The sequence below is a fragment of the Wolbachia endosymbiont (group B) of Xylocampa areola genome (genome assembly GCF_964028205.1).
In the GTDB taxonomy this organism is placed as follows: domain Bacteria; phylum Pseudomonadota; class Alphaproteobacteria; order Rickettsiales; family Anaplasmataceae; genus Wolbachia.
Genome location: NZ_OZ034771.1, coordinates 1,163,677 through 1,183,978, shown reverse-complemented (window position 1 = coordinate 1,183,978; position 20,302 = coordinate 1,163,677). Strand labels below are relative to the sequence as shown.

The 20,302-nt window shown below is 35.8% G+C and carries 22 protein-coding genes and 2 pseudogenes; 20 read left to right on the top strand and 4 right to left on the bottom strand.

Annotated features, from left to right (window positions below; translation table 11 throughout):
* Positions 1 to 35: 35 nt before the first annotated feature.
* The gene (locus tag ABWU35_RS05710; RefSeq protein ID WP_265028104.1) at positions 36 to 530 is read right to left on the bottom strand and encodes an RNA polymerase sigma factor; all 495 of its coding nucleotides are present in this window, start codon (positions 528 to 530) and stop codon (positions 36 to 38) included.
* 230 nt (positions 531 to 760) lie between these two features.
* Here ABWU35_RS05710 and ABWU35_RS05705 point away from each other — a divergent pair, with 230 nt between their 5' ends.
* Positions 761 to 2,887, top strand: a complete 2,127-nt coding sequence (locus ABWU35_RS05705; protein WP_265028105.1) for an AAA family ATPase — start codon at positions 761 to 763, stop codon at positions 2,885 to 2,887.
* A gap of 1,110 nt (positions 2,888 to 3,997) precedes the next feature.
* On the opposite strand, the gene ABWU35_RS05700 is transcribed toward ABWU35_RS05705, so the two are convergent.
* The 3 genes and pseudogenes from ABWU35_RS05700 to ABWU35_RS05690 all read right to left on the bottom strand — a co-directional run bounded on the left by ABWU35_RS05700 (position 3,998) and on the right by ABWU35_RS05690 (position 4,895).
* Complete coding sequence (locus ABWU35_RS05700; RefSeq protein ID WP_264376582.1) at positions 3,998 to 4,294, bottom strand: virulence RhuM family protein; 297 nt, start codon at positions 4,292 to 4,294, stop codon at positions 3,998 to 4,000.
* Positions 4,295 to 4,341: 47 nt separating this feature from the next.
* Positions 4,342 to 4,672: pseudogene (gene rhuM / locus ABWU35_RS05695) on the bottom strand (RhuM family protein).
* A complete protein-coding gene (locus tag ABWU35_RS05690) occupies positions 4,614 to 4,895 on the bottom strand; it encodes a hypothetical protein (protein ID WP_264376396.1) in 282 nt (93 codons plus the stop codon). The pseudogene rhuM and the gene ABWU35_RS05690 overlap by 59 nt, the downstream one beginning before the upstream one ends.
* A gap of 241 nt (positions 4,896 to 5,136) precedes the next feature.
* Here ABWU35_RS05690 and ABWU35_RS05685 point away from each other — a divergent pair, with 241 nt between their 5' ends.
* The 19 genes and pseudogenes from ABWU35_RS05685 to ABWU35_RS05595 all read left to right on the top strand — a co-directional run bounded on the left by ABWU35_RS05685 (position 5,137) and on the right by ABWU35_RS05595 (position 20,260).
* Positions 5,137 to 5,586, top strand: a complete 450-nt coding sequence (locus ABWU35_RS05685; RefSeq protein WP_026097221.1) for a crossover junction endodeoxyribonuclease RuvC — start codon at positions 5,137 to 5,139, stop codon at positions 5,584 to 5,586.
* Between the two features lie 114 nt (positions 5,587 to 5,700).
* Positions 5,701 to 6,921, top strand: a complete 1,221-nt coding sequence (locus ABWU35_RS05680; RefSeq protein ID WP_264377320.1) for a DNA modification methylase — start codon at positions 5,701 to 5,703, stop codon at positions 6,919 to 6,921.
* Positions 6,922 to 6,936: 15 nt separating this feature from the next.
* On the top strand, positions 6,937 to 7,416 hold the full coding sequence (locus ABWU35_RS05675) for a hypothetical protein (protein WP_019236285.1): 480 nt from the start codon (positions 6,937 to 6,939) through the stop codon (positions 7,414 to 7,416).
* 3 nt (positions 7,417 to 7,419) lie between these two features.
* Positions 7,420 to 8,884: pseudogene (locus tag ABWU35_RS05670) on the top strand (ankyrin repeat domain-containing protein).
* Complete coding sequence (locus tag ABWU35_RS05665) at positions 8,881 to 10,707, top strand: phage terminase large subunit family protein (protein ID WP_353275943.1); 1,827 nt, start codon at positions 8,881 to 8,883, stop codon at positions 10,705 to 10,707. Before ABWU35_RS05670 ends, ABWU35_RS05665 begins: the two are co-directional and overlap by 4 nt.
* The gene (locus ABWU35_RS05660) at positions 10,700 to 10,924 is read left to right on the top strand and encodes a gpW family head-tail joining protein (protein WP_007302777.1); all 225 of its coding nucleotides are present in this window, start codon (positions 10,700 to 10,702) and stop codon (positions 10,922 to 10,924) included. The genes ABWU35_RS05665 and ABWU35_RS05660 overlap by 8 nt, the downstream gene beginning before the upstream one ends.
* A gap of 26 nt (positions 10,925 to 10,950) precedes the next feature.
* Positions 10,951 to 11,982, top strand: coding sequence for a YhcG family protein (locus tag ABWU35_RS05655; RefSeq protein ID WP_096097252.1), 1,032 nt, complete (start codon positions 10,951 to 10,953; stop codon positions 11,980 to 11,982).
* Entirely contained in the window at positions 11,982 to 13,394 is a 1,413-nt protein-coding gene (locus tag ABWU35_RS05650) for a phage portal protein (RefSeq protein WP_264685591.1), read from the top strand. Before ABWU35_RS05655 ends, ABWU35_RS05650 begins: the two co-directional genes overlap by 1 nt.
* Positions 13,394 to 14,419, top strand: a complete 1,026-nt coding sequence (locus ABWU35_RS05645) for a S49 family peptidase (protein WP_264377323.1) — start codon at positions 13,394 to 13,396, stop codon at positions 14,417 to 14,419. Before ABWU35_RS05650 ends, ABWU35_RS05645 begins: the two co-directional genes overlap by 1 nt.
* A 69-nt stretch (positions 14,420 to 14,488) precedes the next feature.
* Positions 14,489 to 14,848, top strand: coding sequence for a head decoration protein (locus tag ABWU35_RS05640; protein ID WP_264377324.1), 360 nt, complete (start codon positions 14,489 to 14,491; stop codon positions 14,846 to 14,848).
* A 44-nt stretch (positions 14,849 to 14,892) separates the two neighbouring features.
* The gene (locus tag ABWU35_RS05635; RefSeq protein WP_265028121.1) at positions 14,893 to 15,897 is read left to right on the top strand and encodes a major capsid protein; all 1,005 of its coding nucleotides are present in this window, start codon (positions 14,893 to 14,895) and stop codon (positions 15,895 to 15,897) included.
* Positions 15,898 to 15,971: 74 nt separating this feature from the next.
* Positions 15,972 to 16,277, top strand: coding sequence for a hypothetical protein (locus tag ABWU35_RS05630; RefSeq protein WP_214303342.1), 306 nt, complete (start codon positions 15,972 to 15,974; stop codon positions 16,275 to 16,277).
* A gap of 1 nt (position 16,278) precedes the next feature.
* Positions 16,279 to 16,770 (top strand): phage tail protein, encoded by a 492-nt coding sequence (locus ABWU35_RS05625; protein ID WP_264688677.1) that lies wholly within the window; start codon positions 16,279 to 16,281, stop codon positions 16,768 to 16,770.
* Positions 16,771 to 16,779: 9 nt separating this feature from the next.
* Positions 16,780 to 17,262, top strand: a complete 483-nt coding sequence (locus tag ABWU35_RS05620; protein WP_264377326.1) for a hypothetical protein — start codon at positions 16,780 to 16,782, stop codon at positions 17,260 to 17,262.
* Positions 17,249 to 17,713, top strand: coding sequence for a phage baseplate assembly protein V (locus tag ABWU35_RS05615; protein WP_264377327.1), 465 nt, complete (start codon positions 17,249 to 17,251; stop codon positions 17,711 to 17,713). Before ABWU35_RS05620 ends, ABWU35_RS05615 begins: the two co-directional genes overlap by 14 nt.
* 3 nt (positions 17,714 to 17,716) lie before the next feature.
* A complete protein-coding gene (locus ABWU35_RS05610) occupies positions 17,717 to 17,971 on the top strand; it encodes a PAAR domain-containing protein (RefSeq protein ID WP_015587734.1) in 255 nt (84 codons plus the stop codon).
* On the top strand, positions 17,968 to 18,303 hold the full coding sequence (locus ABWU35_RS05605) for a GPW/gp25 family protein (protein WP_264336175.1): 336 nt from the start codon (positions 17,968 to 17,970) through the stop codon (positions 18,301 to 18,303). The genes ABWU35_RS05610 and ABWU35_RS05605 overlap by 4 nt, the downstream gene beginning before the upstream one ends.
* Before the next feature lie 2 nt (positions 18,304 to 18,305).
* Positions 18,306 to 19,100, top strand: coding sequence for a baseplate J/gp47 family protein (locus ABWU35_RS05600; protein ID WP_265028122.1), 795 nt, complete (start codon positions 18,306 to 18,308; stop codon positions 19,098 to 19,100).
* Positions 19,100 to 20,260: a phage tail protein gene (locus ABWU35_RS05595; protein ID WP_353272257.1), complete on the top strand. Its 1,161-nt coding sequence runs from the start codon at positions 19,100 to 19,102 to the stop codon at positions 20,258 to 20,260. Before ABWU35_RS05600 ends, ABWU35_RS05595 begins: the two co-directional genes overlap by 1 nt.
* Positions 20,261 to 20,302: the final 42 nt, after the last annotated feature.

Below are 20,302 nucleotides of genomic sequence, written 5' to 3'. Positions count from 1 at the left end.
CTCATATATAAATTCACCAAATTTCAAAAAACTGTTCAATTTTTCTTATGCTTTTTTCCGTAAACAGGTGCAAATTTAGATCGCATTTTCTTGAAAATGTTGTACAAAGTAGTCCGTGACATATTGTGCATGTCTGCAACTTCAGCAATGCTGTGGTGTTTTAGTTGTTCACATAAAACCTGCCACTTCTTTGGTAACTTTGAAATAATTTGCTCAACATCAATACGTAGTATCGATTCATCTTCAAAACAGTAACTTTCCTGTTGCACATTATTTTCAAGTTTAGGAGTAGTACGTGAGTGTTTACGGACTAGATTATTAATACGATTTTTAACAACTTGCTTAGCAAAAGTTGAAAGACTGCCCTTAGTCTTATCATACTGATTTATGCATGAAAGAAACTCACAGAAGAGGTCTTGTTCTATGTCTTCAATATCTTGATCAGTAAGCGACTTATAACATTTTGCGTAAAATTTTATTAAATTAACAACTTTAGGATCAATACCTGAATAAGAGTTTCTAGATTTCATAAGATGTATCCTTAAATGAAAGACTTAAGGATGAAACTTTCTTAGTAAATATTGTAGGACATGAAAAAAATACCTCAGACAATCGTGAGTTTTTTACCCTCTGAAAACCTGGAATCTTTTTTCAAACCTCAGACACTCAAAACTTTGATCAGACAATGCACCTACGAACTGAACAGTTTTTGTAAATCCGGTGAATATATAGAACAAGACTCCGAATTTAAAGGTTAATTATGAGTGTTTCATACAATGTTCCAGAGATTAAAGCACAACTATTGTTGAATTTAAGATCTTGTCTTTCTTACCTTTTCCCCAATGGGACCTTTCATGGTGATGAATTTCGAATAGGTGATGTGCATGGTAACAAAGGACAAAGTTTAAGAGTAGAACTAAGTGGCAGTAGAGCAGGATTATGGAATGATTTTGCAACTGGAGAAGGTGGTGACATTATCGACCTTTGGGCAGCTGTGCATAGAAAGAATGCAAGGACAGAGTTTCCTGAGGTAATGGCTTCAATAAGTGAATGGCTCGGAAATAATAAAAAATACAGAGAATATGTTGATGAAGACTTCGAGAAATTTATTACCCAAAGTTGGAATTATTATGATGAAAATGGTCAGGTGATTGTAAAAGTTTATCGTTCTGATCCTCCTGGAAAGAAAAAAGTATACAAGCCTTTTGATATCAAACAATCTAAGTTTGCATCACCAGAAATAAGGCCTCTATATAATATTCCAGAAATCTTAAAGTCTGATAAAATTGTTCTGGTGGAAGGGGAAAAATGTGCAGAAGCGCTGATAGAGAAGGGAATAACTGCAACAACAGCGATGTCTGGAGCAAATGCACCTATTGAGAAAACTGATTGGACTCCACTTAAAGGTAAACACATTATTATATGGCCAGATAATGATGAAGCAGGTAAGAAATATGCTAAAAATGCTGAAAAAAAGCTTTTAGAAATCGGAGTTGAATCACTTGTTGTTCTTAATATTCCACAAAATAAAACAAAAGGCTGGGATGCTGCAGATTGTGTAGAGGAAGGTATAGATGTCAAAGAGTTTTTAACTTCAACTCCATGTATAAATTTACCTGCTACTGATATTCCAACTACTGATACTTCAAATATGAAAAGTTTAGAAAGACCCATAAAACAGCCACTTAATATTTTAGATTGGAGTGCAGAGCGCTTTGTAGGTCCAGTACCAGAGCAAAAATTTCTTGTTGAAGGGATATTTCCTTTGGGCGTTACTTCAATAGTTGCTGCTATGGGAGACACAGGAAAAGGAATGCTGCTACTTGATTTGGCTCTCAAAGTTGTAAATGATACAGATCAAATATGTGGTTTTGGTTCGCTTGTGACTGAACATGGATCAGTGGTAGTCTTTTTAGCAGAAGATGATGCAGGTGAAGTACATCGCCGCTTAGAACGACTTGACCCTAAATGTGAAAGATTAAAATATAAAGACAAACTATTTATTGTACCACTGCCAAACGTCAGAGGATCACTTACAATACTAAAAAACGTTCGTGGTAAAGTTGTCGAAGTTTCTCCTGAATTCGAATCTATAATAAAACAGCTCGAGGAAATTAAAGATCTGAAATTGATAGTATTTGATCCACTTGCTTCATTTATCCATGCAGATATAAATGCTGACCCAGCTGTAGGGGATTATCTGATGTGTCTATTGTCTGATCTAGCAAATAGTACTGGAGCTTCAATTGTTACTGCTCACCACATGAGAAAACCAAAGGGAGAAAAACCTATACTAACTGTTGAACAAGCAAGAGATGCAATAAGAGGTACCTCTGCTCTTGTTAATGGTGTTAGATGCTCATACGCTTTTTGGCCAATAGAAAATACAGCTAGGCTAGAGATCTTTAAGGCAGTAGGAGAAACACCAAGACAGAATGCTTTATTTCATGGGGCAGTTGTGAAGGCCAATGGGTTAGCTGATCGTACTGTAAGAACTTACCTAAGAAATCAGGAAACAGGGCTACTAGAAGATATAACAATACAACTAACAGTTAAAAATGCTAGTGAAAAAGACCTTAAAATATGTCTTATCGATGCAGTTACACGATCTGCTGCTTCAGGGCATCCATTTACTCACACAGGAAGCACAGGAGTATATAAGCAACGCCATAGACTACCTGAAGTTTTTCACAGCATGGGAAGGGATAGACTAGAGCGTATGGTACAGGAACTTTTGCAGGTAAAGCAGTTAGTTAAAGTGATGTCTACAGGTTCAAGAGAGGATAAGTGGCTTGACATTCCAACTGGACCATTTGCTTGTGGTATAGGAAAATTCACTCTTGGAGCTGAAGATTTTAGCTATAGGGAAAATTTAATGTTAGGATAAGTTTTTTTTTATGGGTAAAAATATTTTAGAGTTTACCCAGTTTTCTCTATTGCCATTTCAATCTATATAGCTACTATCAATTTACATCCACTCAACTAGAACTTAGCACTTAAGAAATAGCACCATCAATGATTGTATTACATTCCTAATTCCTAGGTTCCTAAATCAGTAATTAGAAATCAGGAATCTAAATTCTGCGTGAGAGCTAGCTTTTTTGCCTACGTTCCTAAAAGCGTTCCTAGAAACCACATGTCTAAAGTCAGCCAGTGAGGCGGATTCTAGCTTCCTAAAACCCTTATATATTATATATATATAATAGTAATAAATAATAACAGTAATAATAAATATAAAATATATTGGATAAATAGAAATGAAGAAGACCTAGAGAGATTACCACAAAACATTACTTAAATTTAATGAAAAAAATACAACCTTGAGGCAATTGCATTTAGTGCGAATTTAAAGTGATTATACGACTCCAGGGTACAATTATACTACCAAGAACTAAGTTACTTATGTAAGGCAGCTTAAAACTCGATTATGAGGCATTTCTAAATTATCTTTTACCTTAAACTTTTACTTGCTACAAAAAACCTCACCTTATTTTATCATATTTCTTATTTATTGTAAAATACTTTTTCAAAAAAGTGAACAGTTTTTGTAATTTCGGTGAATATATATCACCAGAGCTGGTTATTTTGGAGGTCTTATTGAAATATAACTATTTTCATCTAAAACTCTTAAGTTGAATTTTTAGGTAATCTCTATAAATAATTTGTAGATGAATCTAAAGGAAAAAAGTTTGGAGTTGCTGCTATAAAAGAAGAAACAGAAGCTACCTTAAAATGGAGACAAAGATCAAAATTTATTTATTTACGTCTCCAGGTTTATCTAGTATAATGGAGACAAAGACTTATATTTCTACTATATTATTGGTAGATAAAAAGCAGAGATACGGGGCTTTCTAAAGGGTGGGGACAATTTTTCACCCCCCTTGAAATTAAAACAAAAGGTGATAGACAAGATATCAAACACAGATAGCTCAACTACAAGCTGGTTTTTGTTGTAGTTATTTTCTCACTTTCTTTACTTAATTCATCAAAGTCAGATTCATGTTTGTATAACTCTATACTTTTCGTATTCTCCTTCAGCTAGAGCTTTTGCAACTTCAGCACTAACTTTACCAGCATCTTTAAGTACTTCATAATCATTGAACAATAGAAATGCATCCAACTTTTCAACCCAATTCTGCATTTTTATTAGCCGATGCTTTCTTGCTTGAAGTTCCGCATAATCTAGGAAACAATATGCACTCAACTCTTTTTCAGTCAAGTAGTTTTTTGCAGTACTCACATCACTCTTATGAATTTTGTTGCCAGAACCATCTTTCCATGTAGTTAGCCCAATATTTGGTTTTTTGTGGTCAACTCGAGAGCTCTGCTGCAGTTAGGCCATCAATATAATTTATTCTGTACTTTTGCATAAAATTGTTTTGTTATTTCTGAATTTGGATCATAGTCTGCAGAGCATTCAGCATAAATGTCAGTAATCTTCTGGTAAAACCTACGTTCGGATGCTCCTGATTTTTTCAAGTAATTCATTGAAGTAGTCTTTGCCAAACTTTAGGCCGTTTTTTAGCCGTTCGCTATCTAATGCAAATCCTTTGATGATGAAATCTCTCAAAATTTTTGTAGCCCATACTCTGAAAGATGTAGCCTTTTTAGAATTAACTCGATAACCAATAGCTATCCAAATTATAAAATTGTGTAGGGTACTGTTTACCATCTTCAGCAGTATTCCGGGAAATCCGGATAACTGAATCTTTATCTAACTCTTGACTAGCAAATATGTTCTGTAAATGCTCACTAATTGTTCTAATATTAACATCAAACAACTCCGCCATTCTTTTTTGTGTAAGCCAAATGTTTTCATCTCGATACAAAACATCAATTCTCACGTCTCCATCTGGAGTTGTATATAATAAAATTTCGTTTTCATTTATTATCATATCTACTCTACCTTACTTCAAGTAGCATATAGGTTATTTGTAAAAAAGACAAGCAACTGTAAAACTCTAAAAATAGAGAACTATCTACTTTATTCTTTAGCTGGTGAGCAGTTTTGAAATTATTTTAACTTTTTTTTTAGAAAATCCCGGAAAAAGTAGTAAGAAATCCGGTATATATATAATAGAAGGGCATTGTTTCAACGAGGTTAGTTTACCTCTATACGCTTCAAACACAAAGAAAATGTCAATCCTAACACTCGACCTTGGCAAGCAAACGGGCTGGGCAATTCTAACAGATGGAGTAATTGAAAGTGGAAGCAAAAGTTTTCATGGTAGTCGTTTCAGTGGAGGTGGCATGGTATTTCTAAATTTTCGTAAGTGGTTGAATGAAATGAAAGAAAAATTTCCAAGTATTGAAACAGTTTATTTTGAGGAAGTAAGAAGACACCTTGGAACTGATGCAGCGCATTGTTATGGTGGTTTTCTTGCAGTTCTCTCTGCTTGGTGTGAAGAGAATCATATTCCCTATCAGAGTGTTCCTGTTAAGACTATAAAACGCTTTATAACAGGCAAAGGCAATGCAAGTAAGAGTGAAGTTATTGAAGCGATACGTGAAAAAGGTTTTTCACCTAGAGATGATAATCAAGCAGATGCTTTAGCTTTGATGTTCTATGTTATGGAAAGATATTAATAAGCTCATAAAAAGTGGGTCCTTTCGGCCATAATGGCGGGTTTGGTGGTGCTGACCCCAGGCCTTTTCTAGTGTCAGAGATATTTTGAATATTAACTTTTTAATTATTAAGATATGAATTTAGCAATCCACTACTATCCTGTTGAAAACCTCGTCGAATATAAGCGTAATCCTCGTAAAAATGATGACGTAGTAAACAGAATGTGTGCTTCAATCAGGGAATTCGGCTTTCGTATACCAATAGTTGCAAAAAGCGATGGCACTGTGGTTGATGGTCATTTAAGACTTAAAGCAGCAAGAAAACTTGGTATGGAGAGTATTCCTGTGGTTTTAAGTGATAATTTAAATGAACCACAAACTAAAGCTTTTCGATTACTGGCAAATCAATCAGCTAACTGGGCAAAGTGGGATGATGAGCTTTTAAAAGTGGAAATTCAAGAGTTAGAAGATTTACAGTTTGATCTTAAAATGACTGGATTTGAATTAGAAAAAGTTCAAAACTTTCTTGATGATTTAGACAGTGAAAAAGAAGATCTTTCTGACTTAGTTGTTGATGACAAAAAAGTAGAAATAACAAAACCAGGGGATTTATGGATTTTAGGTGATCATCGAATCTATTGTGGTGATAGCTCTTTAGTTGAATCATATAAAGCGGTATTAGACAATAAAATGGCAGATATTACCGTATGTGATCCTCCATATAACGTTGATTACGGTAGCAGTCAGGAAAGAGAAGATAAAAAAATACTAAACGATAATCAAGGTGAAAAGTACGAACTTTTTCTCTACTACATCTGTTCCAATATTTTAGCATATACGAAAGGAGCAATTTACATCTGCATATCATCATCAGAGTTTTCGACGTTGCAAAAAGCATTTGAAGAAGCAGGTGGTCGTTGGTCAACATTTATCATTTGGGCAAAGAATCACTTTACGCTAGGAAGATCAGATTATCAAAGACAATACGAAGCAATGCTCTATGGATGGAAAAGCGGCAATAAACGTGAGTGGCATGGAGGAAGAAATCAAAGTGATCTGTGGTTTTATGATAAGCCAATACATAACTCACTACATCCAACGATGAAGCCAGTAGAGCTAATGGAGAGAGCAATAGTAAACAGCAGTAGATCTGGAGACATAGTACTTGATCCATTTAGCGGTTCTGGCAGCACACTGATTGCATGTGAGAGAACAGGAAGAATTTGTAGAACAATAGAGCTAGATTCAAAATTTGTAGATGTAACCATAAAACGTTGGCAAGTATACACGGGAAGAGATGCCATTTTAGCCGATACTGGTAAAACTTTTGCAGAAATTCAAGAAGGAAATTCGTAAAAAGGGGCAAAAAAAGTGGAAAAAATAACACAAACAGAGTGGGCAAGGGAGATAGGAGTATCAAAGCAATATGTCTGTTATTTAGTAAAAAAAGGAATAGTTGAGCTGGAGGATGGACTCATTGACCGAGAACAAGCAAACAGGGCTATAGAAACAATAAGAGATCCAAGTCAGCCACTGAGGAGAAAAAATCCAGAAAACGAAAATACAAGTAACCTTTCCACAATGTTGCTTAAAACTCGAATAAAAAATGAAATGGAACGAGGTAAACTACTTGAGGCGAAAGCTAAGGCTGAGATAGGAGAACTTGTAGCAGTAGAGGAAGTAAAGCGCGATGCATTTAACGTAGCAAGAGTTGTCCGTAATAATTTGCTTAATATTCCAAATAGAGTTTCAGCACTACTTGCATCACTGAGTGACACTGAAAAGATTCATATGGCGCTAACTGAAGAGATTACAAACTCATTACAAGAATTATCTAATATTAAGTTTTAAATAATGTCTGCTAACTTAAGTTTAGAATTAATAAAGTGTCTAACCTGGATTAGATGTTAATGTCAGAGGATTAAATGGAAAGACACCGCTACATTATGCAGTAGAAATTAACGAGTTTGGTATGGTTGCACTCTTACTGAACAGGAAAAATATTAATCCACTGATCACTGATGATGATGGTAAAAGTGCGCTTTCTTGTGCAAGAGAAGAAATATTACAAGCACTAATCAATCATAAATATGGATCAGAGGGAGATAGCTTACTTCACTTAGCTGCGATGTTGAATGAAGCAAATGCTGTAAGGTTTTTACTCAACAAAGGAGTTAATGTTAATGAGCAGAATGCTCTACTACATACACCATTACACTTAGCGGCAGGAGCTGGACATGAAGAAATAGTAGAAATTTTAATTAGAGAAGGAAACGCGGATAAGGATGTTCTTGACGTGAGAAATCATGCAGCAATGCATTATGCAGTAAACAACAAGAAGCTAGAAGTAGTAAAATTACTTTCAAATCTTGGTGCGAATGTCAATATAGCTGGTAGCGGCAGAAATGCAATGAAATTATCTTCTTTGCACGTAGCTGTAAGTAGTAGTAATTATGATGAGAGAGATTTATGTTTGGATATTGTAAGGTGTTTAATAAATGCTCCGAATTCCAAGGTCAATTTACAAGATTATGAAAATAAAACGCCACTACATTATGCTGAAAGGCTGAAAACAATAGAAGTTTTACTAACGCGAGAAGATATAGATCCTTTAATTAAGGATGATAATGGCAAGACACCATTTTGTTATGCAAAAGAAGCAAATAGATTAGATATAGTAAAGATTTTAGCAAGTAATAGATACGGAGCTGATAAAAACAGTTTGCTTCATTTAGCTGCCAGAAAAGGATATGAAGACCTAATAGACGGTATTCTTGGTGAAGGAGTTGAAATAGATGCTGTAGATGAGAGTGGAAAAACGGGAATTTATGTTGCTGCAAAGCATGGTCACTTTAACGTAGTAAAGTTGTTGCTAAAGAGAGGAGCAGATGCCACGGATGTTTTTCAGTATGCAATAATAACGAACAATGCAAAATTAATAGAACTACTGAGTAAAGAGAAAGAAATAGTGTTATTTGGAAGACAGAAGAACTTTCCAACATTTCATTTATTGAGCAATAAATATTTTGAAGAAAGGAAAATAGCAGACAAAAAAATAAAGAAATATACCAATATCATCTGTGTCACTATAACAATATGCGCAATAGCGATAGTGGCTAACATTATAGCTGCGGTAATGGTGGGAATAGTTGCGCTCATAGCTGCAATAATAATGAGTAATTTAATTCAGAAGTATATAGAAGAAGCACTTGAAAAGAAAATGTTTATTGAACTCGAAAGTGAGAAAACAAGTGAGTGCAGTTCTATTTTAAGTGATGTTGAAGTATCATCTAATGATGGTGAAGAGCTAGCAATATGATATACGCTACATCTTTTTCTGAAGGTTTAAGGCCAGATCCGCACCTTAAAGTATCAGAGTGGGCGAATGAGTATCGAGTTTTAGCGCCAACTGCAGCATCAGAGCCAGGTAAATGGAGAACGGAAAGAACTCCTTATTTAAAAGAAATCATGGATTCACTATCTCCATCTTCTCCAGCGGAGAAAATAGTATTCATGAAAGGAGCGCAGATTGGTGGAACAGAAGCTGGTAACAATTGGATAGGCTATATCATAGATCAAACACCAGGTCCAATGTTAGTAGTACAGCCAACAGTTGAAATGGGAAAGCGTTGGTCAAAAGGAAGATTTGCGCCACTGATTGAAAGTACACCATGTTTAAAAAGTAAAGTAAAAGACCCAAGATCAAGAGATTCAGGGAATACTGTACAAAGTAAGGAATTTCCAGGTGGAATAGTAGTAATAACCGGAGCAAATAGCAGTGTAGCACTGAGATCTATGCCAGTAAAATATCTCTTTCTTGATGAAATAGATGCCTACCCAGGAGATTCAGGAGGAGAAGGAGATCCAGTTTTACTCAGCATAGCCCGAACTAATACATTTGCACGGAGAAAGATTTTTTTAGTATCAACACCAACGATTCATGGAATAAGCAGAATTGAGAAGGAATTTGAAGCAACAGATAAGAGATACTTTTTTGTACCATGTCCACATTGTAATTACTATCAAGTTCTGAAATGGTCACAAATAAAATGGGAAAACAACGACTCAAGAACAGCACATTATGTCTGCACTGAATGTAGCGGCAAAATAGAAAATCATCAAAAGACAGAGATGCTAGAACGTGGAGAATGGAGAGCTACAGAGGCAAAAGAAGGGGAGAAAAAAGGATTTCATCTTTCAAGTCTTTATAGTCCAGTTGGGTGGTATAGTTGGCAACAAGCAGTAGAGGATTTTCTGCATGCAAAGGAAAGTGAACAATTACTGAAAGTTTGGATCAACACAACGCTTGGAGAAACCTGGGTAGATAAGGGAGAAGTACCAGACTGGAAGCAATTATTCAACAGAAGAGAATTTTTTCCCGTAGGCACAGTACCAAAAGGTGAAGTGGTTCTCACAGCAGGAGTAGATGTCCAAAAAGATCGGTTAGAAGTAGAAGTTGTAGCATGGGGAAAAAGCCGTGAAAATTGGTCAATAGACTACCGAGTATTTGAAGGTGATACTGGAAGAGGAGAAGTATGGGGAAAACTCTCTGAGCTCTTAAATCATCATTTTATCGGTGAAAATGGTCTTGAATACATGATAAGTATGATGGCGGTTGATGCTGGGTATGCGACACAAGAAGTATACAATTGGGTAAGAGGTCATCAAGGCTCTGGAAGAGTAATGGCAGTTAAAGGTGTAAATAAAGCCCTAGTGCCACTTAGCAGCCCAAGTAGAGTTGATATAACAGTTGGTGGTCAAAAGCTAAAAAGAGGAATAAAGCTCTGGCCAGTAGGAGTATCGATATTAAAGTCAGAGCTTTTTCAGCTACTTAATATTTTAAAAGAAGAAGAGAAAGTGCCAGCAGGATATTGTCATTTTCCGGAGTATGCACCTGAGTATTTTAAGCAGCTAACGGCAGAGCAATTAGTCAGCAAGGTAGTAAAAGGATACACCAAACAAGAGTGGCAAAAAGTAAGAGAAAGAAATGAAGTACTAGATTGCCGAATTTATGCGAGAGCAGCATCTATTGCGCTTGGAATCGATCGTTGGCCAGAGAGTAAATGGAATAGTTTGAGTGGAAAAATAGAAAGTAAAAAACCTAAGAAAGTAAGACAGAGTAAGTGGCTGGAAAATGTATAACGAAGAGTATTTAGTTCAAGTCGAAGAAGCGATAAAGAAGCTGCAAAACGGAGAGCGAGTAGTATCAATTGCATATGGTGACCATGTAGTGAGATATGCTGAAGTTCAGATAAATGATTTACTAAACTTAAGACAACGTATTAAAGCTGAGCTAAAGATTGTTGGAATGAAACCGAAGAGAAAGATTGTTTTTTCAACGAGTAAAGGGATCATATAATGATAAAAATCGTTAAAAGGAACCGTATGACAAAAATTATAGCAAAAGAATATACAGAATTTTTAGAGCAGCTCAAAGAACAGATTGCTACTAGTCGTTATAAAGCAGCACTAGCAGTAAATAGCAAACTCATTGTGCTTTATCACTATATTGGTACAGAGATCTTAAGGCGCCAAAAAGAACATGGTTGGGGTGCTAAAATCATAGATCAGCTAAGTAAGGATTTGAGAAGCGCATTTCCAGAAATGAAGGGATTTAGTGCTAGGAATCTTACTTATATGCGTCAATTTGCTGCAGAATATCAAGATACTGAATTTACGCAGCAGGTTGCTGCACAATTGCCTTGGTTTCATATTGTAGTTATTTTAGATAAAGTAAAAGATCCAAAAGAAAGACTATTTTATTTTCAAAAAGCTATAGAGCACGGTTGGTCACGTAGTATAATGGTGATGCAAATCGAACGTGAATTGCACAAACGTCAAGGAAAAGCTGTTACTAACTTCAAAGATAAGTTACCTTCTCCCCAGTCAGATTTAGCACATTATACATTAAAAGATCCATATATTTTTGATTTTTTGAGTATAGGAGATGACGCTCATGAAAGAGAAGTAGAAAAAGGTCTTGTAGGCCATGTAGAGAAGTTTTTGCTTGAGCTAGGGGAAGGATTTGCATTTGTAGGTAGGCAATTTCACTTAGATGTTGGAAATAAAGACTTCTATATTGATTTATTGTTTTACCATTTAAAGTTACGTTGCTTTGTAGTAATTGAGCTAAAAGACAAAGATTTCAAGCCAGAATATGCAGGTAAAATGAATTTTTATCTTTCAGCCGTTGATGATTTACTAAAGCACGAGACAGATCAACCATCTATAGGATTAATTTTATGCAAGTCAAAGGATAACGTGCTAGCTAAGTATACACTGAAAGACATAAATAAACCGATAGGGTTGGCAGAATATAAAATTACTGAAAATCTACCAGAGAATGTAAAGACAGCCTTGCCAACAATAGAAGAGCTAGAGGCTGAGTTATCCAAAGTTTCAGATAAGGAAAAGTAATGCTGTTAAAATCGTTCAAGCAATTATTTAGCAAACCAAAGATAAAAAGTTTAGCATGGGATGCAGCGGGCTCAGGAAGAAGGGTAATGTATTGGCAAGGAGAAGCGGGAAGCATAAATAATTTGCTTTCTCAAAGCCTTGAGCACCTGCGTAGTAGATCACGTGATATGGTGAGAAAAAATCCATATGCAGCAAATATCATTGATACAATAGTAAGTAACTCTATTGGAACAGGAATAAAACCGCAATCAAAAGCAAGAGATGGAGAATTTCGAAAGAAAGTACAAGAATTATGGCTGAAATGGACAGATGAAGCAGACAGTAATGGGATAAGTGATTTTTACGGATTACAAGCTCTAGTATGCAGAAGTATGATAGAGGGAGGAGAATGTTTTGTACGTTTAAGAACGAGAAAGCTGGAGGGATATGTACCATTACAACTGCAAGTACTGGAATCAGAGCATTTAGATAGTAAAAGTAATCAAAAACTAGCCAATGGTAATGTAATAAGAAACGGCATTGAGTTCAATAGACTTGGGCAAAGAGAGGCATATTACTTATTTAGAGAACATCCAGGCGAAGGCTCATTTGGCGAATCAGTTAGAGTACCAGCAAACGATGTTTTACATATCTATAAACCACTGAGACCTGGGCAAATTAGAGGAGAGCCATGGCTTTCGAGTATACTGCTAAAGCTCTATGAACTTGATCAATATGATGATGCAGAATTAGTGAGAAAAAAGACAGCAGCGATGTTTGCAGGGTTTATTACAAGGCTCGATCCTGAAGCAAATATTTTAGGAGAAGGTGAAAGTAATGAGCAAGGAGTAGCACTATCTGGCCTAGAACCTGGAACAATGCAACTTTTAGACCCAGGAGAGGACATAAAATTTTCAGAGCCATCAGATGTAGGAGGAAGTTATGAAGCATTCATGAGACAGCAACTGAGAGCTATTGCAATAGGCACAGGGATAACATACGAACAACTAACAGGAGATTTAACGGGTGTTAATTATTCATCAATCAGAGCAGGACTGATAGAGTTTCGTCGTAGATGCGCTATGCTGCAACATAACATTATGGTATTCCAATTTTGTAGACCAGTATGGAATAGATGGCTAGAATTAGCAGTACTGTGTGGAGAACTCTGTATAGATGAAAAAGTGGCAAAAGCAGCGAAAGAAGAAGTAAAATGGATACCACAGGGATTTGATTGGGTGGATCCGCTAAAAGATCAGCAAGCACAGCAAATGGCAGTAAGGAATGGCTTCAAAAGTCGAGCAGAGGTAGTATCAGAAATGGGTTACGATGTAGAAGAAATAGACCAAGAAATAGCAGAAGATCAAAAGCGTGCTAATTCTTTTGGACTTTGTTTCGATTCTGACATTAATCATAAAAGGGAAGGAAGGTGATGTGGATAAATAAACCAATAATGGTAGAGAGAAGAAGCTTTGAACTACTATCATTATATAACAGCAAACAACCTATCTTTAAGAACTCAAAGTATTTTCATATAAACCCAAAAGGAATAGCAATAATACGTATTTATGGAGTTTTGACAAAAAAAACAGAAGCTTTTGATCATATTTTAGACATGACTTCGTATGAAAATATTCATGAAGAGATAGAGAGTGCTTTAGAAGATAAAAGCATAGAGACGATTCTACTTGACATAGACAGTCCAGGAGGAGAAGTAAATGGAGTATTTGACTTAGCTGATTTTATTTATAGTGCAAGAGGAAAAAAGATGATAATAGCGATAGCAAATGATGATGCATATTCTGCCGCGTACGCTATAGCCTCTAGCGCTGAAAAGGTATTTGTGAGTAGAACTTCAGGAGTAGGAAGTGTTGGAGTAATAGCAAGTCACATAGATCAAAGTAGGTTTGATGAAAAGCAAGGTATTAAGTATACCACAATCTTTGCTGGTAATCGAAAGAATGATTTAAATCCGCATGAGCCAATGACGTCTGAAAGTTTAGAAAGCTTACAAAAAGAAGTAGGCCGACTATATGAAATGTTTTTGCAGCTAATAGCAAGGAACAGAGGTCTTTCAATTGAAAAGATTCGATCAACAGAAGCAGGTCTATATTTTGGGGAGAAAGCAGTAGAAATAGGTCTTGCAGATGGAGTTACAACATTTTTTGAATTTATCAATAATCATAGGAGTGTTAGTATGACAACTAATGAGTTAACTGAGGAAGGCTACGAGAACTGTCGTAGAGAAATTTTAGAGATAATAAGATTATGTAATGTATCAAAGATGCCAGAAAAGATAGGAGAATTTATTGAGCAGGGCGTAAGTGTTGAGCAAGCCAGGGAAGTTTTAATGGAATTACTTGCAGAGAGAACGAAAAAGACAGAGATACTGAGTGCAATACCACAGAATTCAGGAGAAGATTTAATGATACAGGTAGCAAGAAGTCGTAGGAGTTAAAGTATTTTTATAACCGCCGTATATAGCATTGATAAAAGCGGCGGTAAGCAGTTAAGGAGAGAGAAATTTATGAGTTGTATAAGCGAACAAAATAATCTGGGTGACCTATTAAAGTATGAGGTGTCAAGTCTATATTCAAGAGATCAGATAACAGTAGCAAAGGGACAAAATCTTAAACTTGGTACAGTAGTGGCTCTCGATAAAGATAACATGATTAAGATAATAGATCCAACTGCAACAGATGGAGCAATAGGTGTAATAACAAGTGATGTAAATGCGACAGAAAATGCCAAAGCAGTAATCATTACACGTATAGCAATGCTAGCAGATCATGCAGTTGTATGGCCAGCAGGTATCACTGAAGAGCAAAAAGCTGCAGCAATAAAGCAACTTGAAGGACGAGGGATCATTATCCGTAAAGCAGTCTAAGGCTATATTAAACAATAAAAAAACACAAAGGGGGAAAAGAAAAAATGCAAAATCTATTTACAAATACAGCATTTAGCATGACGGCACTAACAAATGCGATGAATATATTGCCGATAAATTATGGACGAGTTGAAAATTTAAATTTGTTTCCAAGTAGGTCAGTAAGATTTAGACATATTACCATAGAAGAACACAACGGAGTTTTAAGTCTATTGCCAACACAAGTTCCAGGAGCACCAGCAACAGTAGGAAAAAGAGGAAAAAGAAAGGTAAGAACGTTTACGATTCCGCACATTCCGCATGATGATGTAGTGCTGCCAGAAGAAGTACAAGGAATAAGGGCATTTGGATCAGAGAGTGAACTTAAAGCGCTTGCAGATGTAATAACTGATCATTTGCAATCAATGAGAAACAAACATGCAATAACATTAGAGCATTTGCGAATGGGAGCGCTGAAGGGAATTATTCTTGATGCTGACGGGTCAGAATTATTAAATTTGTACAACGAATTTGAAATCACACCAAAAGTAGTAAATTTTGCCCTTGGAACAGCAACAACAGATGTCAAGCGTAAGTGTCTGGAGGTATTGCGACATATCGAAGACAACTTAAGTGGCGAATATATGACCGGAATTCATGCCTTGGTAAGCCCTGAGTTTTTTGATGCACTAACTTCGCATAGTAAAGTGAAAGAAGCATACGAGAGATGGCAAGAAGGAGCAGCGCTGAGAAACGATATGAGATCAGGATTTACTTTCTGTGGCATAACATTTGAGGAATATAGAGGGCAAGCAACTGATCCTGAAGGAACAGTAAGAAGATTTATAGAAAGAGATACAGGGCACTGTTTTCCACTAGGAACAGCGAGCACATTTACAACATACTTTGCACCAGCAGATTTTAATGAGACAGTAAATACTCTTGGACAGCCACTATATGCAAAACAAGAGCCAAGGAGGTTTGATAGAGGAACTGATTTACATACACAGTCAAATCCTCTGCCAGTGTGCCACAGACCAGGAACATTAGTAAAAGTCGTTGCAGCATAACAATACTGGTAGATTAACTACAAGTTGGTGAGGCACAAGAGTAGTATATACCTTATTAGCATACTTATGAAAGAATGCAAGAGAATATTAAGAGATTACTAAAAGATTGTTTTGCCCATTTAGGAGAAGTGGCTTTGTATAAATCAAAGGATAAGTCATACATGGTACAAGTATTAAAGCAACAGCCAGATAAATTATACGAGATTGGTGAAGGACAATTTGTGGAAGAAACTTTAGCGTTAGAAGTAAGTGCGTTTGATGTGTTAAGGCCAATAGTAGGAGATGTTTTTGTTATAGGTGATCGAAGATATAAAGTACACTCACCGCCACTTAGAGACAAGTCTGGAATAACGTGGAAAATAAAAGCGTCTGGGGTGTAAAATGTCTATTCATATAGAAGTTGAGGTAATAGAAAGTGTAAATGCTAAAAGAAGAAAAGTAGAATTAGCAACGGTAAAGGCATTAAACAAAACGGCACTATGGTTAAAAGCGCAAGCAGCTAAGGAAATTAGTGAGGAAAAGAAGATAAAATTGACGTTAATGAGAAGAAGGCTAAGAATTTTTAAAGCAAAAACAAGCAGATTAGAAGTGTTAATTAGAGCAAGTCTCTACGACATTAGAGCATCGACAATTGGCAAAATACAAAAAACAAGAAGAGGATCGAAAGTAGGAAAGCATGAGTTTATAGGAGGATTTGCAGCAGTTATGCCAAAAGGAAATAGCGGTATGTTTAAACGTGAAGGAAGGGCAGCATTGCCAATAAAGGAAGTTAAGTTGCCACTAGAACCTGAGGCTTCAAGGATAATAGGGAATCTTGTTAATTATGAAGTTGAAAAGGTATTTGAAAAATATTTTATACATTACATGAGTTAAATTATATGCATGACAAAGTTCTGGAAAGATTTACATCAAGAAATTTGCACTAAGTTAAAGGAAGAAATATCAGCAATACAGACATGTGAAATTTATCCAGCAATAAGAAAAGAATTAGTAGCACCGGCAGTATTTGTGGAACTTAGCAGCTTTGAAAAAGGACATGATCCTGGAACAGAAGAATTAGCCTTGAAAGCCAGGTTTGAAGCAAGGATTGTAGTTGATGGAACAGTCGAGGATTCCTCGTTAGTTGTCAGGTCATTAGCAACAGAAGTAGCAAGAGTAGTAAATAAAAATACTTGGAATGTGAAAAATGTTTCACCAGGAGAATTTATCTCTGCAGAAGTTGACGGATTTAGGCCAGAGTTAGATGCGTATTTAGTGTGGTTGATTGAGTGGGTGCATACAATACACGTAGGTCGATCTATTTGGGAAGAAGGAAAATTTAAGCCACATACAATAAACGTAGGAAATATAAATGTTGGATCATAGTTTTGCGATTTCAGAGCTAAATAGGAAGCTAGCAAACGTTGTTCGTATAGGAATTGTAAAAGAAATAGATTATGAAAAAGCAAAAGTAAGAGTGAAAATAGGCGAATTTTTAACAGATTATTTACCGTGGATAACAAATAAAGCAGGAAAAGATAGAGATTGGTCTCCACCAGATATCGGTGAACAGGTTATGATATTTTCTCCTCTTGGCGAATTATCGTTAGGAGTGGTGTTAGGAGGGATATACCAGGAAAAATACCCTGCATCAGAGAATAAAAAAGAGGTGAGTAGCTTAACATTTCAAGATGGAACAAAGTTGTCATACGATAAAGATAAACATCATTTAGAGATTGAAGTAGTAGATAAAATAACACTGAAAGCTGGAGAATCGAGTATAGAAATGACAAAAGAAAGAATAAAACTTAAGGGAAGGAGAATAGATCTAAACTAGCATATGGGTAAAGCAATCGTTTGTGTAGGGGATAATTGTACAGGAATACCGGTTCATGTTTGTATGAGTGGAAGTGAAGACGTATTTGTAAATAGTAGATCTGTGTGTCGTAGGGGTGATATCTTGACTATAGGGGAGACACTAACGCAAGGGTCAAACAGCGTATTTGTGAACGGTATGGGAGTAACAAGAACAGGAGACTTGGTATCGTGTAGTTTTAAAGTGATAGGTGTTAGCAAAAATGTATTTGCAGAATGAGAGGCATGAATGCTAGCACGGGAAAGGAATTGGAAGGAATAGAACATTTAAAACAATCAATTACTGATATTTTAACCACTCCTATTGGATCACGTATTATGAGAAGAGAGTATGGTTCTCGATTATTTGAATTAGTAGATAAGCCAATAAATAGAGATTTAACTTTGGAAATCTATGCAGCAACAGCAGAAGCACTGGGGAAATTTGAGAAGAGATTTAAGTTAGAAAAAGTAAAGATTGCTGAAGCTAAAGAAGGAAAAATGACTCTTGTACTTGAAGGTATGTATCTTTCAGAAGGCAAATTCATAGGTATTAGTGGAATAGTTGTTTAGAAATGCAGACATCTAATATTATTGAAAAACTAAGCTATGAGGAAATCTTTTCCAGAATGAAGGAGGAGTTAGTGTGTAGAGATGAAACCTTTTCAGCGTTAGTAGAATCCGATCCAGCGATAAAGATTCTGGAGGTAGCAGCCTGGCGAGAACTTTTGCTCAGACAAAGGATGAACGAAGCAGTAAAGAGTAATTTACTGAAATTTGCAAGGGGAGAAGATCTTGATAATTTGGCTGAATTTTATGGAGTAGAGAGAGAAAAAGAAGAAGAGGATGAAAGATTTAGAAAGAGGGTAAAAGCAAAAATAGCAGGTTGGTCAACAGGAGGAAGTAAGGAATATTATAAATATCATGCACTGTCAGCAGATAGTAGAGTAAAAGATGCACTAGTAGAATCACCTATACCAGGAAAAGTACAAATTTCAATCTTATCAACACAATTATCCACAACTGGCATGGTGTCAGAAGAGCTACTAGAAATTGTAAAAAAGCAGGTTACTAGAGATGATATAAGGGTTTTAACAGATACAGTAACAGTAGTTGGTTGCAATATTACGGAAATAGATATTCACAGCAGAATGAGCATAAGTCCTGTGATATCAAAGGAGGAAATCAAGAAGCAGTTTATTAAGAAGTTTGAAGCAAATAGAAGGCTGGGATGGAGTGTGACAAGATCATGGATAATAGCGAATCTATTTGTAGAGGGTGTAGAAAATGTGGAATTAATCGAGCCAAAAGAGGATATTGTGATACTAGGGAACGAGTGTGCAAATTTGCGAAAATTAAAGATTGAGTAATGCTATTACCACCAAATGCAACAAAACAGGAAAAAGCGCTAGTAGATGCAACAGATTATAAGGTTGATCCAAGCTGTATCAGAGGATTTAAATTTAGATTGGAAGAGGAAACATTGTCGTGGATAATAGAAGAATATGGTTTAGAAGAGATATTGCGCTGGGTAAAAGATAAAAGAAAAGCCATAGTAGAAGGAGTAAAATTTCAAAGACTGAGAGGAACTCCAGCATCACTAAAAATAGCACTAAAATGGGCAAATATAGAAGATATTATAATTATTGAAGAGCCACCCGGTAAACACTTTTTTGAGTTGCAGGTAGGGATAAGAGACGTACCAAATGACTTCTTCGTAGATGCAGTAGTAGAGCTTGCAAAACTATCGTTACCAGCAAGATCGAGGCTAATGAGGATTTTCAATGATCACTATAACGTTGATAGGTTTATTTTAGATGAAAGTTTATTTGGAAGTTTGTTATCAGACTACTCTGGTATAAAAGTTGAAAAAAATGGGCCAGTGTTATCGTTTGGAAGAATAAATTTTTTCAGATCTAGGGGTCCGTTAGTAGAGATTGTAGACAACTATTTAAGAGAGCATTATGAACAAGCATTTAGTAATGACATATATCGATTAGATGTAGCAGTACTTGGAGAAACAGAGCCTCACACAAAGGATTACAAAGGCATTTATGAAAGAAGTCATCAGTGGTATAACTTAAAAGCCCTGTATCCTCTAACTCAAAGCTTATTACCATCGATTAAATTTGCAAAAGCGCAGATTGTACTGTCAGATAGCTGGAAATTAGGAGAAATAAATAGCTGTTTTCCGGTTGGTAGAATAGAAGAAGAAGGAAATAAATTTGTATTGGGAAGCGATAAACTTTCAGGGCAACGTTGGAATTTAAAACACAAGCCAATTTTAGAAAGGTTTAGCGTTACTCACCACCACAAAATAGAAAACTATACAGATCAGAAGATTACAAAATATGGTTTAGCAGAACACAACGTTTACTATAAAAATGATTTGGGTTCAGAGCAAAAAGACTCAATACACGAATTAGAAAAGCACATTTTAGTATTTTATCCAGGAGTACTGAAGTGGCATGAACATCGACATTTGCACAGAAGTTGGAAAGATAGTCGAATAATATCTCTAATAAGTTAAGTACTTATATTTAGATACTCATATATTATATTAATAATAGGT